The organism is Streptomyces sp. NPDC006435 (assembly GCF_040612315.1).
In the GTDB taxonomy this organism is placed as follows: Bacteria; Actinomycetota; Actinomycetes; order Streptomycetales; family Streptomycetaceae; genus Streptomyces.
The window spans coordinates 113,152-129,384 of record NZ_JBEXPY010000028.1; the positions used below are offsets into that span (position 1 = coordinate 113,152).

General features: G+C 70.6%; 14 protein-coding genes. 4 read left to right on the plus strand and 10 right to left on the minus strand.

The genetic code is table 11. The annotated features are described in order from the left end of the window. Nucleotides 1–5: 5 nt before the first annotated feature. On the minus strand, nt 6–1,400 hold the full coding sequence (locus ABZZ04_RS25625) for a hypothetical protein (protein WP_356934554.1): 1,395 nt from the start codon (nt 1,398–1,400) through the stop codon (nt 6–8). Between the two features lie 394 nt (nt 1,401–1,794). Here ABZZ04_RS25625 and ABZZ04_RS25630 point away from each other — a divergent pair, with 394 nt between their 5' ends. Beyond that, nucleotides 1,795–2,454: a DUF6518 family protein gene (locus ABZZ04_RS25630; RefSeq protein ID WP_356934555.1), complete on the plus strand. Its 660-nt coding sequence runs from the start codon at nt 1,795–1,797 to the stop codon at nt 2,452–2,454. A 218-nt stretch (nt 2,455–2,672) separates the two neighbouring features. Here ABZZ04_RS25630 and ABZZ04_RS25635 read toward each other — a convergent pair whose 3' ends face one another. The 9 genes from ABZZ04_RS25635 to ABZZ04_RS25675 all read right to left on the minus strand — a co-directional run bounded on the left by ABZZ04_RS25635 (nt 2,673) and on the right by ABZZ04_RS25675 (nt 13,055). Further along, complete coding sequence (locus ABZZ04_RS25635) at nt 2,673–3,026, minus strand: metal-sulfur cluster assembly factor (RefSeq protein WP_148834119.1); 354 nt, start codon at nt 3,024–3,026, stop codon at nt 2,673–2,675. Beyond that, the gene (sufU, locus tag ABZZ04_RS25640; RefSeq protein ID WP_148834121.1) at nt 3,023–3,478 is read right to left on the minus strand and encodes a Fe-S cluster assembly sulfur transfer protein SufU; all 456 of its coding nucleotides are present in this window, start codon (nt 3,476–3,478) and stop codon (nt 3,023–3,025) included. The genes ABZZ04_RS25635 and sufU overlap by 4 nt, the downstream gene beginning before the upstream one ends. Nucleotides 3,479–3,504: 26 nt before the next feature. Continuing rightward, entirely contained in the window at nt 3,505–4,761 is a 1,257-nt protein-coding gene (locus tag ABZZ04_RS25645; RefSeq protein ID WP_356934556.1) for a cysteine desulfurase, read from the minus strand. Next, nucleotides 4,758–5,522 (minus strand): Fe-S cluster assembly ATPase SufC, encoded by a 765-nt coding sequence (sufC, locus tag ABZZ04_RS25650; RefSeq protein WP_148834125.1) that lies wholly within the window; start codon nt 5,520–5,522, stop codon nt 4,758–4,760. Before sufC ends, ABZZ04_RS25645 begins: the two co-directional genes overlap by 4 nt. 7 nt (nt 5,523–5,529) lie before the next feature. After that, complete coding sequence (locus ABZZ04_RS25655) at nt 5,530–5,847, minus strand: bifunctional 3-phenylpropionate/cinnamic acid dioxygenase ferredoxin subunit (protein ID WP_148834126.1); 318 nt, start codon at nt 5,845–5,847, stop codon at nt 5,530–5,532. Beyond that, nucleotides 5,847–7,028: a Fe-S cluster assembly protein SufD gene (gene sufD / locus ABZZ04_RS25660; RefSeq protein ID WP_356934557.1), complete on the minus strand. Its 1,182-nt coding sequence runs from the start codon at nt 7,026–7,028 to the stop codon at nt 5,847–5,849. The genes ABZZ04_RS25655 and sufD overlap by 1 nt, the downstream gene beginning before the upstream one ends. 58 nt (nt 7,029–7,086) lie before the next feature. Further along, a complete protein-coding gene (gene sufB / locus ABZZ04_RS25665; RefSeq protein ID WP_266736472.1) occupies nt 7,087–8,508 on the minus strand; it encodes a Fe-S cluster assembly protein SufB in 1,422 nt (473 codons plus the stop codon). Further along, complete coding sequence (locus ABZZ04_RS25670) at nt 8,505–9,245, minus strand: metalloregulator ArsR/SmtB family transcription factor (protein ID WP_356934558.1); 741 nt, start codon at nt 9,243–9,245, stop codon at nt 8,505–8,507. The genes sufB and ABZZ04_RS25670 overlap by 4 nt, the downstream gene beginning before the upstream one ends. A gap of 210 nt (nt 9,246–9,455) precedes the next feature. Beyond that, nucleotides 9,456–13,055, minus strand: a complete 3,600-nt coding sequence (locus tag ABZZ04_RS25675) for a S8 family serine peptidase (RefSeq protein ID WP_356934559.1) — start codon at nt 13,053–13,055, stop codon at nt 9,456–9,458. A gap of 265 nt (nt 13,056–13,320) precedes the next feature. Between ABZZ04_RS25675 and ABZZ04_RS25680 the strand changes: the two genes are divergently transcribed. The 3 genes from ABZZ04_RS25680 (at nt 13,321) to ABZZ04_RS25690 (ending at nt 16,121) form a co-directional block, all read left to right on the plus strand. Beyond that, complete coding sequence (locus ABZZ04_RS25680) at nt 13,321–14,244, plus strand: ABC transporter ATP-binding protein (RefSeq protein ID WP_356934560.1); 924 nt, start codon at nt 13,321–13,323, stop codon at nt 14,242–14,244. Beyond that, nucleotides 14,241–15,008: an ABC transporter permease gene (locus tag ABZZ04_RS25685; RefSeq protein ID WP_356934561.1), complete on the plus strand. Its 768-nt coding sequence runs from the start codon at nt 14,241–14,243 to the stop codon at nt 15,006–15,008. Before ABZZ04_RS25680 ends, ABZZ04_RS25685 begins: the two co-directional genes overlap by 4 nt. A gap of 99 nt (nt 15,009–15,107) precedes the next feature. Beyond that, on the plus strand, nt 15,108–16,121 hold the full coding sequence (locus tag ABZZ04_RS25690) for a COX15/CtaA family protein (RefSeq protein WP_356934562.1): 1,014 nt from the start codon (nt 15,108–15,110) through the stop codon (nt 16,119–16,121). Nucleotides 16,122–16,233: the final 112 nt, after the last annotated feature.

Below are 16,233 nucleotides of genomic sequence, written 5' to 3' on the forward strand. Positions count from 1 at the left end.
CCGCGTCAGCCGCCGACGCGGAACCGGACCGTCCGGGACTTCTTCCACTCCGCGTGGTCGAGGTCCTTCGCCTCCGTGCCGTCGCCGTACAGGTCGGCCGACCCGGAGTCCGTGATCAGCTGGGCGCGGGCGTCCGGGTCCGCCAGGTCCGGGACCTCGACGACGGCCTCCCAGCCGCCCGGGTCCGCGGTCGGCAGCTCGGCCCGCAGGACCGGCGGGTGGGCGGCGGCACCGTCCCAGGTGTAGAGGGCGTACGGGTCGGAGTTGTCGTCGGCGGCCCAGGAGCCGGCCACGATCAGGTACTGGTCGGCGGCGTTCTTCCGGATGTCGCGGATGCTGAGCCCGCCGAGGTCCAGCTCGATCGGGTCGCCCATGACCGCCTTCGCCCCGTCGCGGGCCACCCGGTCGAAGTTGGTGACGGGCACGATCAGGGCCTTGCCCCCCTCCTTCGGCGGGACGAGCGGGGCCCGGAAGCCGAGGTACGCGGTGGTCGTCGAGCCGGGGGCGAACTCCAGGCCCTCGATGTTGAATCCGTCGATCTGCTTGGGCGCCTCGCCGTCCTCCGTGCCCTCGGCGAAGCCGAGCCGGTCGCCGTGCGCCTCGTCCCAGGCGACGAGGTCGTCGCGGAGCCTCCCGTACGAACCGCCCACCGTCAGCCGGGTGGCGGCCCCGGAACCGGTCACCTCCGTGGTGAAGACGGTGTTGCGGTCGGCCTTGTACTCGCCGTCCTTGTTGTTGCCGAGCGAGCCGGTCCAGTAGATGGTGTCGCCGACCCGGGCCGCGCCCTCGATGTCGATCTCCTTCGACACCCCGAGGTCCGGGCCGACGTCCCAGCTCCGCACGGGCGCGCCGGACGCGGAACGGTCGTACAGGCGCAGTGTGTTGGACTCGTCGTCGGCGACGACCATGTATCCGCCGCCCACGTCGACGGCGGCCGAGGCGTCCGAGGAGCCGGTGAGGTACCGCGTGCCGGCGCCGTCGCGGACCGCGGCCGACGCGGCGTAGTGCAGCTTCTTGGTGGCGGTCGCGCCGTCGGGTCCGGTGACCTTGATCGTGAGGTCGGTGTAGCCGCGGCCGCGGGCGGCGACGGACAGCTTCCGGGTGGCGCCCGTCCCGGTCACGGTCACGTCGTCGGTGTCCGCGACGGACGACCGGGAGCTGGCGGACGCCGCCACCCGGAGCTCGTCCGCGTCGGCGCCGCTCTGCGCCACGGTGACGGTCACCACGGGGTCGCCGGTCGCGCCGACGGCGCCGGAGAGGTAGGAGGCCGAGAGCCCGATCGTCGGCGTCCCGTAGTCCGCGGCGTGCACGGGGGCGCCGATCCCCGCGGCGGTCAGTGCGAGGACGACACCGGCCGCGGCGGCCACCCGGCGGTCGGTGAACGAAAGCTGATGCGGCACGGCATGCCTCTCGTCGACGTGACAGGTCGGGGAGAGGCTGCACCACCGGGGCCACGCGCATGCGTACATCACGCATACGAAGGACGAACAGCGGCACACACCGTGCCCGCGCGCCGCCCGTGGGGGGACCGGCCGTCAGCAGGACGGCGGCGCAGGGGAGCCGAGGTGCCGTTCTCGGCGTCGTGTGTCAGGTCGCCGTGCCGGAGCCGGTGGAGCGTCCACCCGTCCAGGTCCTCGATGCCGTCGGGCGGGACGAGGGGGTGGCCGACAGCCGGGTGTTCTCCTCGAAGGTCTCTTCGGCCCGGCGGCAGCAGGTCACGGGAACGTGCCGTCGGCACCGCGCATCCTTACAACTGCACCAAGAGGTGTGAGCCCTGCAGTACCCGACAGAGAAGTGAGCACCACCATGAGCGCGTCCCCGGTCATCGCCTCAGTGCCCGATACGAGCAAAAGAGCCTGGGCCCGGGCAACGGCGTCGGCATTCGCCGGAGGACTCCTTCTCGGCGTCCTGACCAATCTGCTCCAGGGCTGGCTTCCGGGTACGTGGAATCAGATCGCCAACTCCGGTGCGGTCTGGTCCGTCGCCGCGTTCGCCGCGGGCGCGCTGCTGGCCCGGAAGGCCGGCTTGCCCGTGGCCGCCGTTGCGGGCCTGTTCGCCGAGTCCGGTCTCGTCGTCGGCTACTACGGCTATGCGGAGGTCGCGCGCGACGGCATGGGCTCTCTGTTCGCTCCCCTCGTCTGGCTCGGCATGGCGTTCGTCGCCGGTCCCCTCTTCGGAGCGGCGGGCTTCGGGTGGCGAGGCGCCGACCGGCGCCACCGCGTCATCGGCCTTGCCGCCCTGGCGGGCGTTTTCGGCACGGAAGCCATCCACTACGCCTGGATTCTTCACTACGCCCCCCAGGCATGGGCCTGCCTCGCCGTTCTGGTTCTCGTGCCCCTGCTCATGGGCCGCACCCACAGAGAACGCGTGCTGGCCCTCCTGACCGCCATTCCCTTTTCGCTGCTGGCCTACCTCGTCTTCTACGAACTGATCCTGACGACACTCCTCGGCTGAGAGCGCACGGGCGACGGGGAGCCCTGCGGCAGCGCGGGCGCCCGAAGCCGTGAGAGCCGGCTCCGGGCGCCGCTTCGGCCGTGCGGCCGCAGACCGGTCGCGCGGACCGCCGGAGAACATGCGAACGGCCCCCGGGACCTTTCGGGTCCCGGGGGCCGTTCACCGCGATGCGCGGCTCGGACGTCGAAGCCCGGGCGGTACGGCCCGGACGTCGGAACTCAGACGTTGAAGCCCAGCGCGCGCAGCTGCTCGCGCCCGTCGTCCGTGATCTTGTCCGGGCCCCACGGCGGCATCCAGACCCAGTTGATCCGCAGTTCGTTGACGATGCCCTCGGTCGCGGACTTCGCCTGGTCCTCGATGACGTCGGTCAGCGGGCAGGCCGCGGACGTCAGCGTCATGTCGAGGGTGGCGATGTTGGCGTCGTCGATGTGGATGCCGTAGATCAGGCCGAGGTTGACGACGTCGATGCCCAGCTCGGGGTCGACGACGTCGTACAGGGCCTCACGGACCTCCTCCTCGGAGGCCGGCTTGATCGTCGGGCTCTCGTCGGTTGTCACCGTGTTCTCGCTCATGCCGTCTTCCCTTCGGACAGCGCTTTGGCCGTCGCGTCCTTCCACGCCATCCAGCTCAGCAGCGCGCACTTCACCCGGGCGGGGTACTTGGAGACGCCGGCGAACGCGACCGCGTCCTCCAGCACCTCCTCCATCGCGTCGTCCGGCTCCAGTTGGCCCTTCGACTGCATCAGCTCCAGGAAGGTCTCCTGGATCTTCTGCGCCTCGCCCAGTTCCTTGCCGACCAGCAGATCGTTCAGTACGGAGGCACTGGCCTGGCTGATGGAGCAGCCCTGACCCTCGTACGACACATCGGCGATGGTCTCGCCGTCGTACTTCACCCGGAGAGTGATCTCGTCGCCGCACGTCGGATTGACGTGGTGCACCTCGGCGTCGCCGTCCCGCAGGCCACGCCCGTGGGGGTGCTTGTAGTGGTCCAGGATCACTTCCTGGTACATGGAATCAAGCTTCACCAGTCAACCCTCAGCCGCTCGCCCATTTATCCGAAAAAGTTCCGTACGTGCTCCAGGCCGTCCACCAGGGCGTCGACCTCGGCGGGCGTGGAGTACAGATAGAACGACGCCCGCGTGGTCGCAGGAATTCCGTACCGCAGGCAGACCGGTCGTGCGCAGTGGTGTCCGACCCGGACGGCGATGCCCTGTTCGTCGAGCACCTGGCCCACGTCGTGCGGGTGGATGTCGCCCAGCGTGAAGGAGATCGTGGCGCCCCGGTCCTCGGCCGTCGACGGGCCGATGATCCGCAGGTCGGGCACCTCCAGCAGCCGCTTCACCGCGTACTCGGTGATCGCGTGCTCGTGCCGGGCGATGTTCTCCATGCCGATCGCCGAGAGGTAGTCCACGGCCGCGCCGAGGCCGACGGCCTGCGCGATCGGGGGCGTACCGGCCTCGAACTTGTGCGGCGCGGGGGCGTACGTCGACGAGTGCATCGACACGGTCTCGATCATCTCGCCGCCGCCCAGGAACGGCGGCAGGTCCTCCAGGAGTTCCTGCCGTCCCCAGAGCACGCCGATGCCGGTCGGACCGACCATCTTGTGGCCGGTGAAGGCCACGAAGTCGGCCTGCAGCGCCTGCACGTCGAGCACCATGTGCGGGGCGGCCTGCGAGGCGTCGATGCAGACCAGGGCGCCGACCTGCTGGGCCCGGCGGATGATCTTCTCGACCGGGTTGATCGTGCCCATGATGTTGGAGACCAGGGTGAAGGAGACGATCTTCGTCTTCTCCGTGATGATCTCCTCGATGTTGGACAGGTCGAGGCGGCCGTCGTCGGTGATGCCGAACCACTTCAGCTTCGCGCCGGTGCGCTGCGAGAGCAGCTGCCACGGCACGATGTTGGAGTGGTGCTCCATCTCCGTGGTGACGATCTCGGTGTCGTGGTCCACCCGGTAGGGCTCGTCGGCCCAGCCGAGCATGTTGGCCACGAGGTTGAGCGACTCGGAGGCGTTCTTGGTGAAGATCACCTCGTCGCGGCTGGGCGCGTTGATGAACGCGGCGACCTTGTCACGGGCGCCCTCGTACAGCGCCGTGGCCTCCTCCGCGATCGTGTACACACCGCGGTGCACGTTGGCGTTGTGCCGCTCGTAGTACTCGTTGAGGGCGTCGAGCACCTGGCGCGGCTTCTGCGAGGTCGCCGCACTGTCCAGGTAGACGACCTTCTTCCCGTCGTGGACCGTCCGATCCAGCAGGGGGAAGTCCTTGCGGATCGCCTCGGTGTCGAGGAGGCCCGGCAGCTGTGTCACGCGGAAGCGCCACCCTTCACATATGCCTCGTAGCCCTCGTTCTCCAGCTTGTCGGCGAGCTCGGCACCACCGGACTCGGCAATGCGGCCGTTGGCGAAGACGTGCACGAAGTCGGGCTTGATGTAACGGAGGATCCGCGTGTAGTGCGTGATCAGCAGGGTGCCGACCTCGCCGGTCTCGCGGACCCGGTTGACTCCCTCGGAGACGATGCGCAGGGCGTCGACGTCCAGGCCGGAGTCGGTCTCGTCGAGGATCGCGACCTTCGGCTTGAGGAGCTCCAGCTGGAGGATCTCGTGGCGCTTCTTCTCACCGCCGGAGAAGCCCTCGTTGACGTTGCGCTCGGCGAACGCCGGGTCCATCTGGAGCCGGCCCATCGTCTCCTTGACCTCCTTCACCCAGGTGCGCAGCTTGGGCGCCTCGCCGCGGACGGCGGTGGCGGAGGTGCGCAGGAAGTTGGAGACCGAGACGCCGGGGATCTCGACCGGGTACTGCATGGCCAGGAACAGACCGGCGCGGGCGCGCTCGTCGACGGACATCTCCAGGACGTCCTCGCCGTCCAGGGTCACCGAGCCGCTGGTGATCGTGTACTTGGGGTGACCCGCGAGGGAGTACGCGAGGGTGGACTTGCCGGACCCGTTGGGGCCCATGATGGCGTGGGTCTCGCCCTGCTTCACGGTCAGGTCGACGCCCTTGAGGATCTCCTTCGTGGCGTTGTCGGCCTCGACGGAGACGTGCAGGTCGCGGATTTCAAGCGTTGCCATGGGTGACTCAGGACTCCTGGGTGACGGAGACGAGCACATCGTCCCCTTCGATCTTGACGGGGTATACGGGGACGGGGCGCGTCGCGGGAAGGCCGGACGGCTTGCCGGTGCGGAGGTCGAAGCTGGAGCCGTGCAGCCAGCACTCGATCGAGCAGTCCTCGACCTCGCCCTCGGACAGCGAGACGTTCGCGTGCGAGCAGATGTCGTTGATCGCGAACACCTCGCCCTCGGTGCGGACGACGGAGACCGGGACGCCGTCGAGCTCCACCCGCTTCGGGGTGTCGTCCTCCAGCTCACTCAGCGCGCACGCTTTCACGAAGGCCATCAGACGGAAGCCTTCAGTTCGGCCTCGATCTTCTCCATCAGCCGCTCCTCGACGTCCGGCAGACCGATCTGCTGGACCAGCTCGGCGAAGAAGCCGCGCACGACGAGCCGACGGGCCTCCTCGGCCCCGATGCCCCGGGACATGAGGTAGAAGAGCTGCTCGTCGTCGAAGCGGCCGGTCGCGGAGGCGTGGCCGGCGCCGACGATCTCGCCGGTCTCGATCTCCAGGTTCGGCACCGAGTCGACCCGCGCGCCGTCCGTGAGGACGAGGTTGCGGTTCATCTCATAGGTGTCGGTGCCCTCGGCCGCGGCCTGGATGAGGACGTCGCCGATCCACACCGCGTGCGCGCCGTCGCCCTGGAGCGCGCCCTTGTAGGCGGCGTTGGACTTGCAGTGCGGGGTGTTGTGGTCGACCAGGAGGCGGTGCTCCTGGTGCTGGCCCTTGTCGGTGAAGTACAGACCGAAGAGCTCGGCCTCGCCGCCGGTGCCCGCGTAGTTGACGCGCGGGTGGAGCCGGACCAGGTCGCCGCCGAAGGTGACGACGATCGACTTGAACGAGGCGTCCCGTCCGACCAGCGCGTTGTGCTGGCCGACGTGGACCGCGGTCTCGTCCCAGTCCTGCACGGAGACAACGGTGAGCTTGGCGCCGTCGCCGAGGACGTAGTCCACGTTGGCGGCGAGCACCGCGTCACCGGTGTGGTCGATGACGACGACGGCCTCGGCGAAGGCGCCGAGCTCGACGACCTGGTGGCCGTAGGCCACGCCGCCCTCGCCGTGCACCGCGATCCGGATCGGCTCGGTGAGCACGGCCTCCTTGGCGACGGTGACCACGGACGCCTGCTCGAAGGAGCTGTACGCCTGGGCGGCGACGCGGTCCACCGGGGTGCCGGCCCGGCCGAGCCGGGCGTCGTCCCGGCCGACGGTCTCGACCGTGACGCCCTCGGGGGCCTCGATCGCGACCTTCACGCCGCCGCCGGTGGCGACGGCCGTGCCGTCGTGCAGTCCGCGCAGCCGCTCCAGCGGCGTGAACCGCCACTCCTCCTCGCGGCCGTGCGGGACGGGGAAGTCCGCGACGTCGAAGGACGGGGGTGCGCTCATGCGCGTGGCGACGGTCGACTCGGCGGCCACCGCGATGGAACCGGCGGTGGTGGAACCCGTCGGAAGATTCTGGGCCTCAGCCATGGCTGTCGTGGTGCTCACTTTCTCTGTCAGAAGTCGGGAGGTTCTCGGTCGGGGCCTGTCAGCCGACCGAACCCTCCATCTGCAGCTCGATCAGCCGGTTGAGTTCGAGGGCGTACTCCATCGGCAGCTCCTTGGCGATCGGCTCGACGAAGCCGCGCACGATCATCGCCATCGCCTCGAACTCCGTCAGACCGCGGCTCATCAGGTAGAAGAGCTGGTCCTCGGAGACCTTGGAGACGGTCGCCTCGTGCCCCATGGACACGTCGTCCTCGCGGACGTCGACGTACGGGTAGGTGTCCGAGCGCGAGATGGTGTCGACCAGCAGCGCGTCGCAGAGCACGTTGGACTTGGCGCCCGGGGCGCCCTCGCCGATCTCGATCAGACCGCGGTAGGAGGTACGGCCGCCGCCCCGCGCCACCGACTTGGAGACGATGTTGGAGGAGGTGTTGGGCGCCATGTGGACCATCTTGGCGCCGGCGTCCTGGTGCTGGCCCTCGCCCGCGAAGGCGATGGACAGGGTCTCGCCCTTGGCGTGCTCGCCCATCAGGTAGACGGCCGGGTACTTCATGGTGACCTTGGAGCCGATGTTGCCGTCGACCCACTCCATGGTCGCGCCCTCGTACGCCACGGCGCGCTTGGTGACCAGGTTGTAGACGTTGTTCGACCAGTTCTGGATCGTCGTGTAGCGGCAGCGGCCGCCCTTCTTCACGATGATCTCGACGACCGCGGAGTGCAGCGAGTCGGAGGAGTAGATCGGGGCGGTGCAGCCCTCGACGTAGTGGACGTAGGCGTCCTCGTCGACGATGATCAGCGTCCGCTCGAACTGGCCCATGTTCTCCGTGTTGATGCGGAAGTAGGCCTGCAGCGGGATGTCGACGTGGACGCCCTTGGGCACGTAGATGAACGAGCCGCCGGACCACACGGCCGAGTTCAGCGAGGCGAACTTGTTGTCGCCGACCGGGATGACGGTGCCGAAGTACTCCTTGAAGAGCTCCGGGTGCTCCTTCAGCGCGGTGTCGGTGTCGAGGAAGATGACGCCCTGCTCCTCCAGGTCCTCGCGGATCTGGTGGTAGACGACCTCGGACTCGTACTGCGCGGCGACACCGGCGACCAGGCGCTGCTTCTCCGCCTCCGGGATGCCGAGCTTGTCGTAGGTGTTCTTGATGTCCTCGGGCAGGTCCTCCCAGGACTCCGCCTGCTTCTCCGTCGACCGCACGAAGTACTTGATGTTGTCGAAGTCGATGCCCGACAGGTCCGAGCCCCAGTTGGGCATGGGCTTCTTGTCGAAGAGCCGCAGACCCTTGAGGCGCAGCTTCAGCATCCACTCGGGCTCGTTCTTCTTCGCCGAGATGTCGCGGACGACCTCCTCGGAGAGCCCGCGCTTGGCGGCGGCGCCTGCCGCGTCGGAGTCGGCCCAGCCGAATTCGTACGTACCCAGACCCTCGAGCTCAGGGTGGGCAGTCTCCGTGGGGAGCGTCATGCGGGGTTCCTCCCGGCCGTGCTTGCAGATGCTGAATTGGTGGTCTGTGGTGCTGCGTGGCCGCTGCGCGGAATGTACGTCGTGCACACCCCGTCGCCATGGGCGATGGTGGCCAGACGTTGCACATGCGTCCCGAGGAGAGTGGAGAAGAACTCCGTCTCCGCCTCGCACAGCTGCGGGTACTGCTCGGCGACATGGGCGACCGGGCAGTGGTGCTGGCACAGCTGTTCGCCGTGCTGCGGGCCGGGCGCGCTACGCGCCGTAGCAGCGTACCCGTCGGCGGAGAGGGCCTTGGCCAGTGCTTCGGTGCGGGCCCCGGGGTCCGCCGCCTCGACCGCGGCGCGGTACGCGCCGGACTGGGCCTCGATCCTGGACCGGGCGAAGGCGGCGACCGCCTCCTCGCCCGCGTTCTCCGCGATCCAGCGCAGGGCGTCCGCCGCGAGCTGGTCGTAGGACTGGTCGAAGGCGTCCCGTCCGCAGTCGGTGAGGGCGAACACCTTGGCGGGTCGGCCGCGGGTCCGCGCCCCGTACACCCGCTGCTCACGGGCCTCGACGACGCCGTCGGTGACGAGGGCGTCGAGGTGGCGGCGGACCGCCGCCTGGGTGAGGCCGAGGCGCTTCGCCAGCTCGGCGACGGTGGACGGGCCGTGGTCCAGGATGGAGCGCGCGACCCGATTGCGCGTGGAGCGTTCTCCGGTCGCGAGTTCCTCCTGGGGAGCCTCGCCGACGTATTTCACAACGCCATTGTTGCGTAATTAATCCGGCACTGACAACCTGCGCCGGAACCGGCGGCAATGGCGTGCATCACCCAGGTAAGCCTTACCTGACCTGTGGGAATGATCTTCGGGAGGCGGGTTCCGCCCGCTCCCCGGGCGCCCGGCGGCCGGCACGGCGACGCCGGGGCCGCCCCCTCGGGGCGGTCCCGGCGCCCGGCCGTTCTCCCGCTGTCAGCCGAGGTCGGGGCGGTGGCTCACCCGGACCGAGTTGACGAGCGTCTTGCCGGAGACGCCCACGAACCGGAGGTTCAGCCGGCCGTCGGTGACCTCGACCGTGAAGGTCCTGTCCAGGGCGGCGAAGGTGCCCGCCGCCAGCGTGACGTCGAGGTTGGAGATCTTCTCCGTGTCCTCGGCCATCACGTCCATCACCCGGTCCGCCGGTTTGGCGTTGCCCAGCTCGGCGAAGCCGAGGTCCACCTGGTAGACGCCGTCGGCCAGGCCGTCGAAGCGGTACTCGTAGGCACCCTGGCGGGCGCTGCGGTACAGCTCGGGGTCGGCGGTGCCGGTGATCGCCTTGGCCGTGGAGACCTTGCCGGTGGAGCCGAGGTGGCCGTACGAGCCGGCCCTGTACTCCTGGTCGGGCCGCCAGCCGTCGCCGCGCGTGTCGGTGGAGGCGGCCGCGGCACCGGCGTCGACGGCCACCTGGTAGGCGGGCACGACGATCTTCAGCGGCAGTTCGAGCACCGGGGTCCGGCCGGACTCCGAGGCGATCCGGAGCGTGCCGGTGAGCACCGAGCCCGGTGTCGCGCCCGTGGTGTCGACGGTGAGCGCCACCTTCCGGGTGCCGCCCGGCGCGAGGTCGCCGGAGGCCGGGGTGATCCTCAGCCAGGGCGCGCCGCTCTTCTCCTCGACCGTGTAGGGCGTCGTGGAGCCGTCGTTGCCCAGCGTGACCGTGCGCTCGCGGCTCTGGTCGGCCGGGACGATCTCGGTGATCGCCGTGCGGTCGGCCGTGACCCGGCCGGTGCCGAGCACCGCGTCGGCGGTGGTGATCTCGGTGGCCCTGACGCTGCGGTCGGTGGCCGCGGCCGCGTAGTGCGCGGCGCCGAAGGAGACGTCGTACGCCGTCGCCGTGCCGGTGGCCGGGACCTGGGCGAGGTAACCGCCGTCGGCGCCGGTGGTGGCGGTGGCGACCTCGGTGCCGTCCTTGCGGACGGAGACCGTGGCGCCCTCCACGCCCCGGCCGTCGTTGCCGTCGGTGACGGTGCCGGCGACGACCGCGCTCCGGGTGGTGCGGAAGGTGATGCTCATGCCGTCGCCGACGACCGGCTCGTTGTACGAGTAGAGCAGGGCGTCGGTGCCGGTGGCGTTCTCCAGGCCGATCGTGGCGCTCGAACCGTTCTCGTAGCTGCCCGTGCCGATGTCCTTGTAGTGGTAGGACACCTGGCCGTCCTCGCCGATCACCGCGGCGAAGCTGATGCGCTGGGCGGTGCTCGCGTAGGTCTGCACGTCGCGCCACTCGACGACGAGGCGGCGGTGCGGGGCGGTGCCGGTGGTGCCGGTGTAGACGCCCGAGGCGGCGTCCAGCTGGAGGTTGTCCCAGAACGGGTACAGGGCGCCGTTCGGTGTCGTCGTCGTGGGCAGCGTGCTGTTGGACGACGAGGTGCTGCTGGTGCCGAGGGCGAGGACGCCCTCGGTGGTGGCGGTGGCGGTGCGGTAGGTCCTGCCGTACAGCGCCACCGGGAAGGGCAGGTTCACCGCGGCCGAGCCGGTGGTCTGGCTGGACATGGTCAGCTTGGTGTCACCGGTCGGGAAGGCGCTGTCGGCGGTGAGGCGGCAGGCCGTGCCGGAGGTGTCGGTGCGCGGGGCCAGCTCGATGTCCTTGACGGTGTCGCCGCTCAGCGCGACGCCGGTGCTGGTGCCCGTGGCGCAGCGGCTGACCGGGGTGACGGCCACGTCGTAGTCGCCGACGGGCAGGGTGAACGCGTACGAGCCGTCGGCGGCCGTGGTGCCCCGCACCGGGGTGCCCTGGACGACCAGCGCGGCGCCGGCCTCGGGGCCCGCTTCTGTGGTGACCTTGCCTGTGAGCCTGGCCGACGGGGCCTCCTGGACGGCGAAGTCCTTGGTGACCGCCCGGTCCTCCAGGACCGTGACGGTACCGGTGGCGGCGACGTAGCCGAACTTGGTCACCTCGGCCGTGTAGTCGCCGACCATCAGCTTCGGCAGGGTGTAGGAGCCGTCGGCACCGGTGGAGACCGTGGTCCGCATCGGGCCGGACAGGGCGACCTGCGCGTCCGCGAGCGCGGTGCCGCCGGAGGTGACGGTGCCGGACAGGGCGCCGAGCGCGCCGCGCGGGGTGGCCTCGACCGCGGCGTAGGCGTCGAGACGGCCCTCGCCGAAGACGTTGTTCTTGGCCGCGGTGCCGCCGCAGGTGGTGTTGTCGACGTCGACCGCGCTCCGGTCGAGCAGCTTCTCCGTCTCCGCGACGTCGCCGCGGATCGCGGGCGAGGCCGACCACATCAGGGCGACGGTGCCGGCGGTGTGCGGCGAGGCCATCGACGTGCCGGAGATGCTGTTGTAGCCGCCGCCGGCCCAGGAGGAGCGGATGTTGACGCCGGGGGCCGCCAGGTTCGGCTTGATCGCGCCGTTCTCGCCGGTGCCGCGCGAGGAGAAGGAGGCGATGGTGTTGTTGATGTCGAAGGCGCCCGAGGAGTACGAGTTGGTGTACGAGCCCGGGGAGCCGGAGGTGTTGCAGGCCGGGCCGCTGTTGCCGTTGGAGAAGGCCGGGAAGATGCCGGCGTCGCGCCACGACTGGACGATCGCCCGGTACCAGGCGTCGTACACGGACGAGCCCCAGGAGTTGTTCACCACGTCGGGCGCGAGGTCGGGGCGCGGGTTGGCGCCGTTCGCGTCCGTCGGGGCGACGATCCACTGGCCGGAGGCGAGCAGCGAGTCGCGGGAGCAGGAGCTGGACTCGCAGCCCTTGGCGGCGATCCACTTCGCGCCGGGGGCGACGCCGACCTGGTTGCCGGCGCCGTCGTCGCCGACCATGGTGCCCATGGTGTGGGTGCCGTGGCCGTTGTTGTCGCACGGGAGCCCGCCCGTGCAGACCTTCGCCGGGTCGAACCAGTTGTAGTCGTGGGTGTACGAACCGTCCGCCTTCAGGCCCCGGTACTTGGCCCTGACCGCCGGGTGGTCGTACTGGACGCCGCTGTCGATGGAGGCGACGACGACGCCGTCGCCCCGGACGCCCAGCTCGTTCCAGACCTTGGGGGCGTTGACGCGGTCGATGTTCCACTCGACCGCGTCCGCCTTCGGCTCCTCGTCGCCGGGCAGCGGGTCGGGGATCTCCAGCGGTTCGTCGGACTCCAGGGAGGCGACGTCCGCGCGGGCGGCGATCTTGTCGGCGAGTGCCTTGCGACCGGTGACCTTGACGGTGTTGGCGATCCAGAAGGACGTGGCCGTACCGCCTTCCTCCGCCACCTGGTCGAGCAGGCCGGCCTGCGCCTTCTCGGCGTAGGCGGTCATGGTGTCGTACACCGCGCGTGACTTGGCCTTCTTGCCCCTGGCCTCGTGGGCCCCAGAGTTGTCGGCCGTGCCGGTCAGGTTCACCCAGAAGGTGACTTTCGCCCTGCCGTCCTCGGCGGCGAACTGGCGGGCCAGCTTCGCGTCGCTCTTGGCGGCGAAGGCACGGCCGGGTGCGGGGGCGGCGTCGCTCGCCCGGGCCGGGAGTGTCCCGAGCCCCAGGGGAACGACGGTGATCAGGGCGGTCAGGGCGGCGAGGGTCGCTCCTCGCCCTGTGCCTCGGTCGTTGTGGTGTGTGCGTCTAGCCACGAACTCTCCTTGGTGAAGCGGGTTCGTACCGGACGCCCATTCCGCTGCTGCCCTTTGGTGCGAAAGGTGCGCGGTGCATGGCTGTGCTGCGGGGGGTGCAGTTGCGGCCTGAGCCACAGAAGATGATGCAGAGATGACATGTCTGTGACAAGTACGCATGGACGCGCCCCCTCCGCCGACGACGCCCCCCGTGTCCGCTTCGTACCGCAACGCGACCGGCCCCCGCGGCCGGGCTCCCCCGCGCCGCTCCTTAGACTTGGCCACCATGCGAAGCGAGCCCGTCCTCCGGATCGAACGTCTGGTGAAGCGGTACGGAGACAAGACCGCGGTCGACGGTCTCGACCTGACCGCACACCCCGGCATCACCGCCGTCCTCGGCCCCAACGGCGCGGGCAAGACCACCACCGTCGAGACCTGCGAGGGCTACCGCCGCCCGGACTCCGGGACGGTGCGGGTCCTCGGCCTCGACCCGGTCGCCGACTCCGCGCGGCTGCGCCCCCGGATCGGGGTGATGCTCCAGTCCGGCGGCGTCTACTCCGGGGCCCGCGCCGACGAGATGCTCCGCCACGTGGCGAAGCTGCACGCCCACCCGCTGGACGTCGACGCGCTGATCGAGCGCCTCGGCCTCGGCGGCTGCGGCCGCACCACCTACCGGCGGCTCTCCGGCGGCCAGCAGCAGCGGCTCGCCCTGGCGATGGCCGTGGTCGGGCGGCCCGAGCTGGTCTTCCTGGACGAGCCGACCGCCGGCCTCGACCCGCAGGCCCGCCGCTCCACCTGGGAGCTGGTGCGCGAGCTGCGCTCCGACGGCGTCTCGATCGTCCTCACCACGCACTTCATGGACGAGGCCGAGGAACTCGCCGACGATGTCGCCGTCATCGACGCGGGCCGGGTCATCGCCCGGGGCAGCCCCGAGGAGCTGTGCCGGGGCGGCGCCGAGAACACCCTGCGCTTCACCGGCCGCCCCGGCCTCGACCTCGGTTCCCTGCTGAAGGCGCTGCCCGACGGCGCCGGGACGGCCGAGATCTCGCCGGGCACGTACCGCATCACCGGCGACGTCGGCCCGGAGCTGCTGGCCACCGTCACCTCCTGGTGCGCCCAGCACGGAGTGATGCCCTCCGGCATCTCCGTGGAGCGGCACACCCTGGAGGACGTCTTCCTGGAACTGACCGGCAAGGAGCTGCGCGCATGAGCGCCGGTACGTACGCCCCGCGGCCTGGCGCCGCCCCGCTGTCCCGCATGATCACCGCGCAGGCCGCCCTGGAGACCCGGATGCTGCTGCGCAACGGCGAGCAGCTGCTGCTGACCGTGGTCATCCCGACGCTGCTGCTGGTGCTGTTCAGCGCGGTCGACATCGTGGACACCGGCGCGGGCCGGTCCGTGGACTTCCTGGCGCCCGGCATCCTGGCGCTCGCCGTCATGTCCACGGCCTTCACCGGCCAGGCCATCGCCACCGGTTTCGAGCGGCGCTACGGGGTGCTCAAGCGGCTCGGCGCCTCGCCGCTGCCGCGCTGGGCGCTGATGACCGCCAAGACCCTCGCGGTGCTGGTCACCGAGGTGCTCCAGGTGGTGCTGCTGACGGTGATCGCGTTCGCGCTGGGCTGGTCGCCGCAGGGCAACCCGTTCGCCGTCCTGCTGCTGCTCGTGCTCGGCACGGCGGCCTTCTCCGGGCTCGGGCTGCTGATGGCCGGCACGCTCCGGGCGGAGGCGACGCTCGCCGCGGCCAACCTGGTCTTCCTGCTGCTGCTGGTGGGCGGCGGGGTGATCGTGCCGCTGGACAAGTTCCCGGACGCGGTGCAGTCGGTGCTGGGGCTGCTGCCGATCACGGCCCTGTCGGACGGCCTGCGCGGGGTGCTCCAGCACGGCGCGTCGATGCCGTGGGGCGACCTCGGCGTCCTGCTGGTGTGGTCGGTGCTCGGGCTGGGCGCCGCGGCCCGGTTCTTCCGCTGGGAGTGAGCGGGGGCCGCCCGCCGCGGGTGAGCGGGCGGATGCGTTCCGTCGACGTTTCGCGCGACTCGTCCCCCTCGTGAAAGCTTGCACAAGCCGCCGCCTACGATGGTGCGCGTGCCCAAACCGACCCGAGCCGAAGTCGCTCAAGCCGCGCGGAACCCGCTCCTCTACATCGCCGAGCGATGGACCCCGACCCGCCGCACGGTCCGCCGTGCGGCCATGTCGGCCGTCGTCATGTCCGTGCTCATCGTCGTGACCGGCGGCGCGGTGCGGCTGACCGGTTCCGGTCTCGGCTGCCCCACCTGGCCCAAGTGCACCGACGAGAGCCTCACCGCCACGAGCGAGATGGGCTTCCACGGCGTCATCGAGTTCGGCAACCGGATGCTGACCTACGTGCTGTGCGCGGCCGTCGGGTGGGCGATCATCGCCGCCCGGTCCGCGAAGCCCTGGCGGCGCGCCCTCACCCGGCTCGGCTGGCTGCAGTTCTGGATCGTCATGGGCAACGCCGTGCTCGGCGGGATCGTGGTGCTGGTCGGCCTCAACCCGTACACCGTCGCTGCGCACTTCCTGCTCTCCACGGCGCTGCTGACCGTCGCGATGGTGACCTGGCACCGGATCGACGAGGGCGACGGGGAGCCCCGGCCGCTGGTCGGCAAGGCGGTCTCCCAGCTGGCCTGGCTGCTCGCGGGCGCCGCGGGGCTGCTGGTCGCGGTCGGCACGGTGGTCACCGGCGCCGGACGGCACGCGGGCGACTCCAGCGACGTGCACCGCATCCCGATCGACTGGAAGCTGGTCTCCCAGCTGCACGCCGACCTGGCCTGGGTCGTGGTGGCGCTGACCGTCGCGCTCTGGTTCGTGCTCAAGGCCGTGGACGCGCCGGTCGGCCCGCGGCACCGTGCCCGTGATCTCTTCCTGGTCCTGATGGCCCAGGGCGTGATCGGTTACGTCCAGTACTTCCTGGACACCCCGGAGCTGCTGGTCGGCCTGCACATGCTGGGCTCGTGCCTGGTGTGGATCGCGGTGGTGCGGGTGCTGCTGTCGCTGCGCGAGCGGCCGGCGGCCGGGGCTTCGGTGCCCGGCCCCGCAGTGGAGCAGCCGGAGCCCGCCGCCGCGGGCTGAGAACCCGCCGGGGCCGCCGGGCCCCTCCCCCGTACGCCGATCGCCGGACGGACCCGCACTCGGGCTTCCAGGTCCACGCCCCCTCCTTGAGGCGGTAGACGAAGCCGTCGAC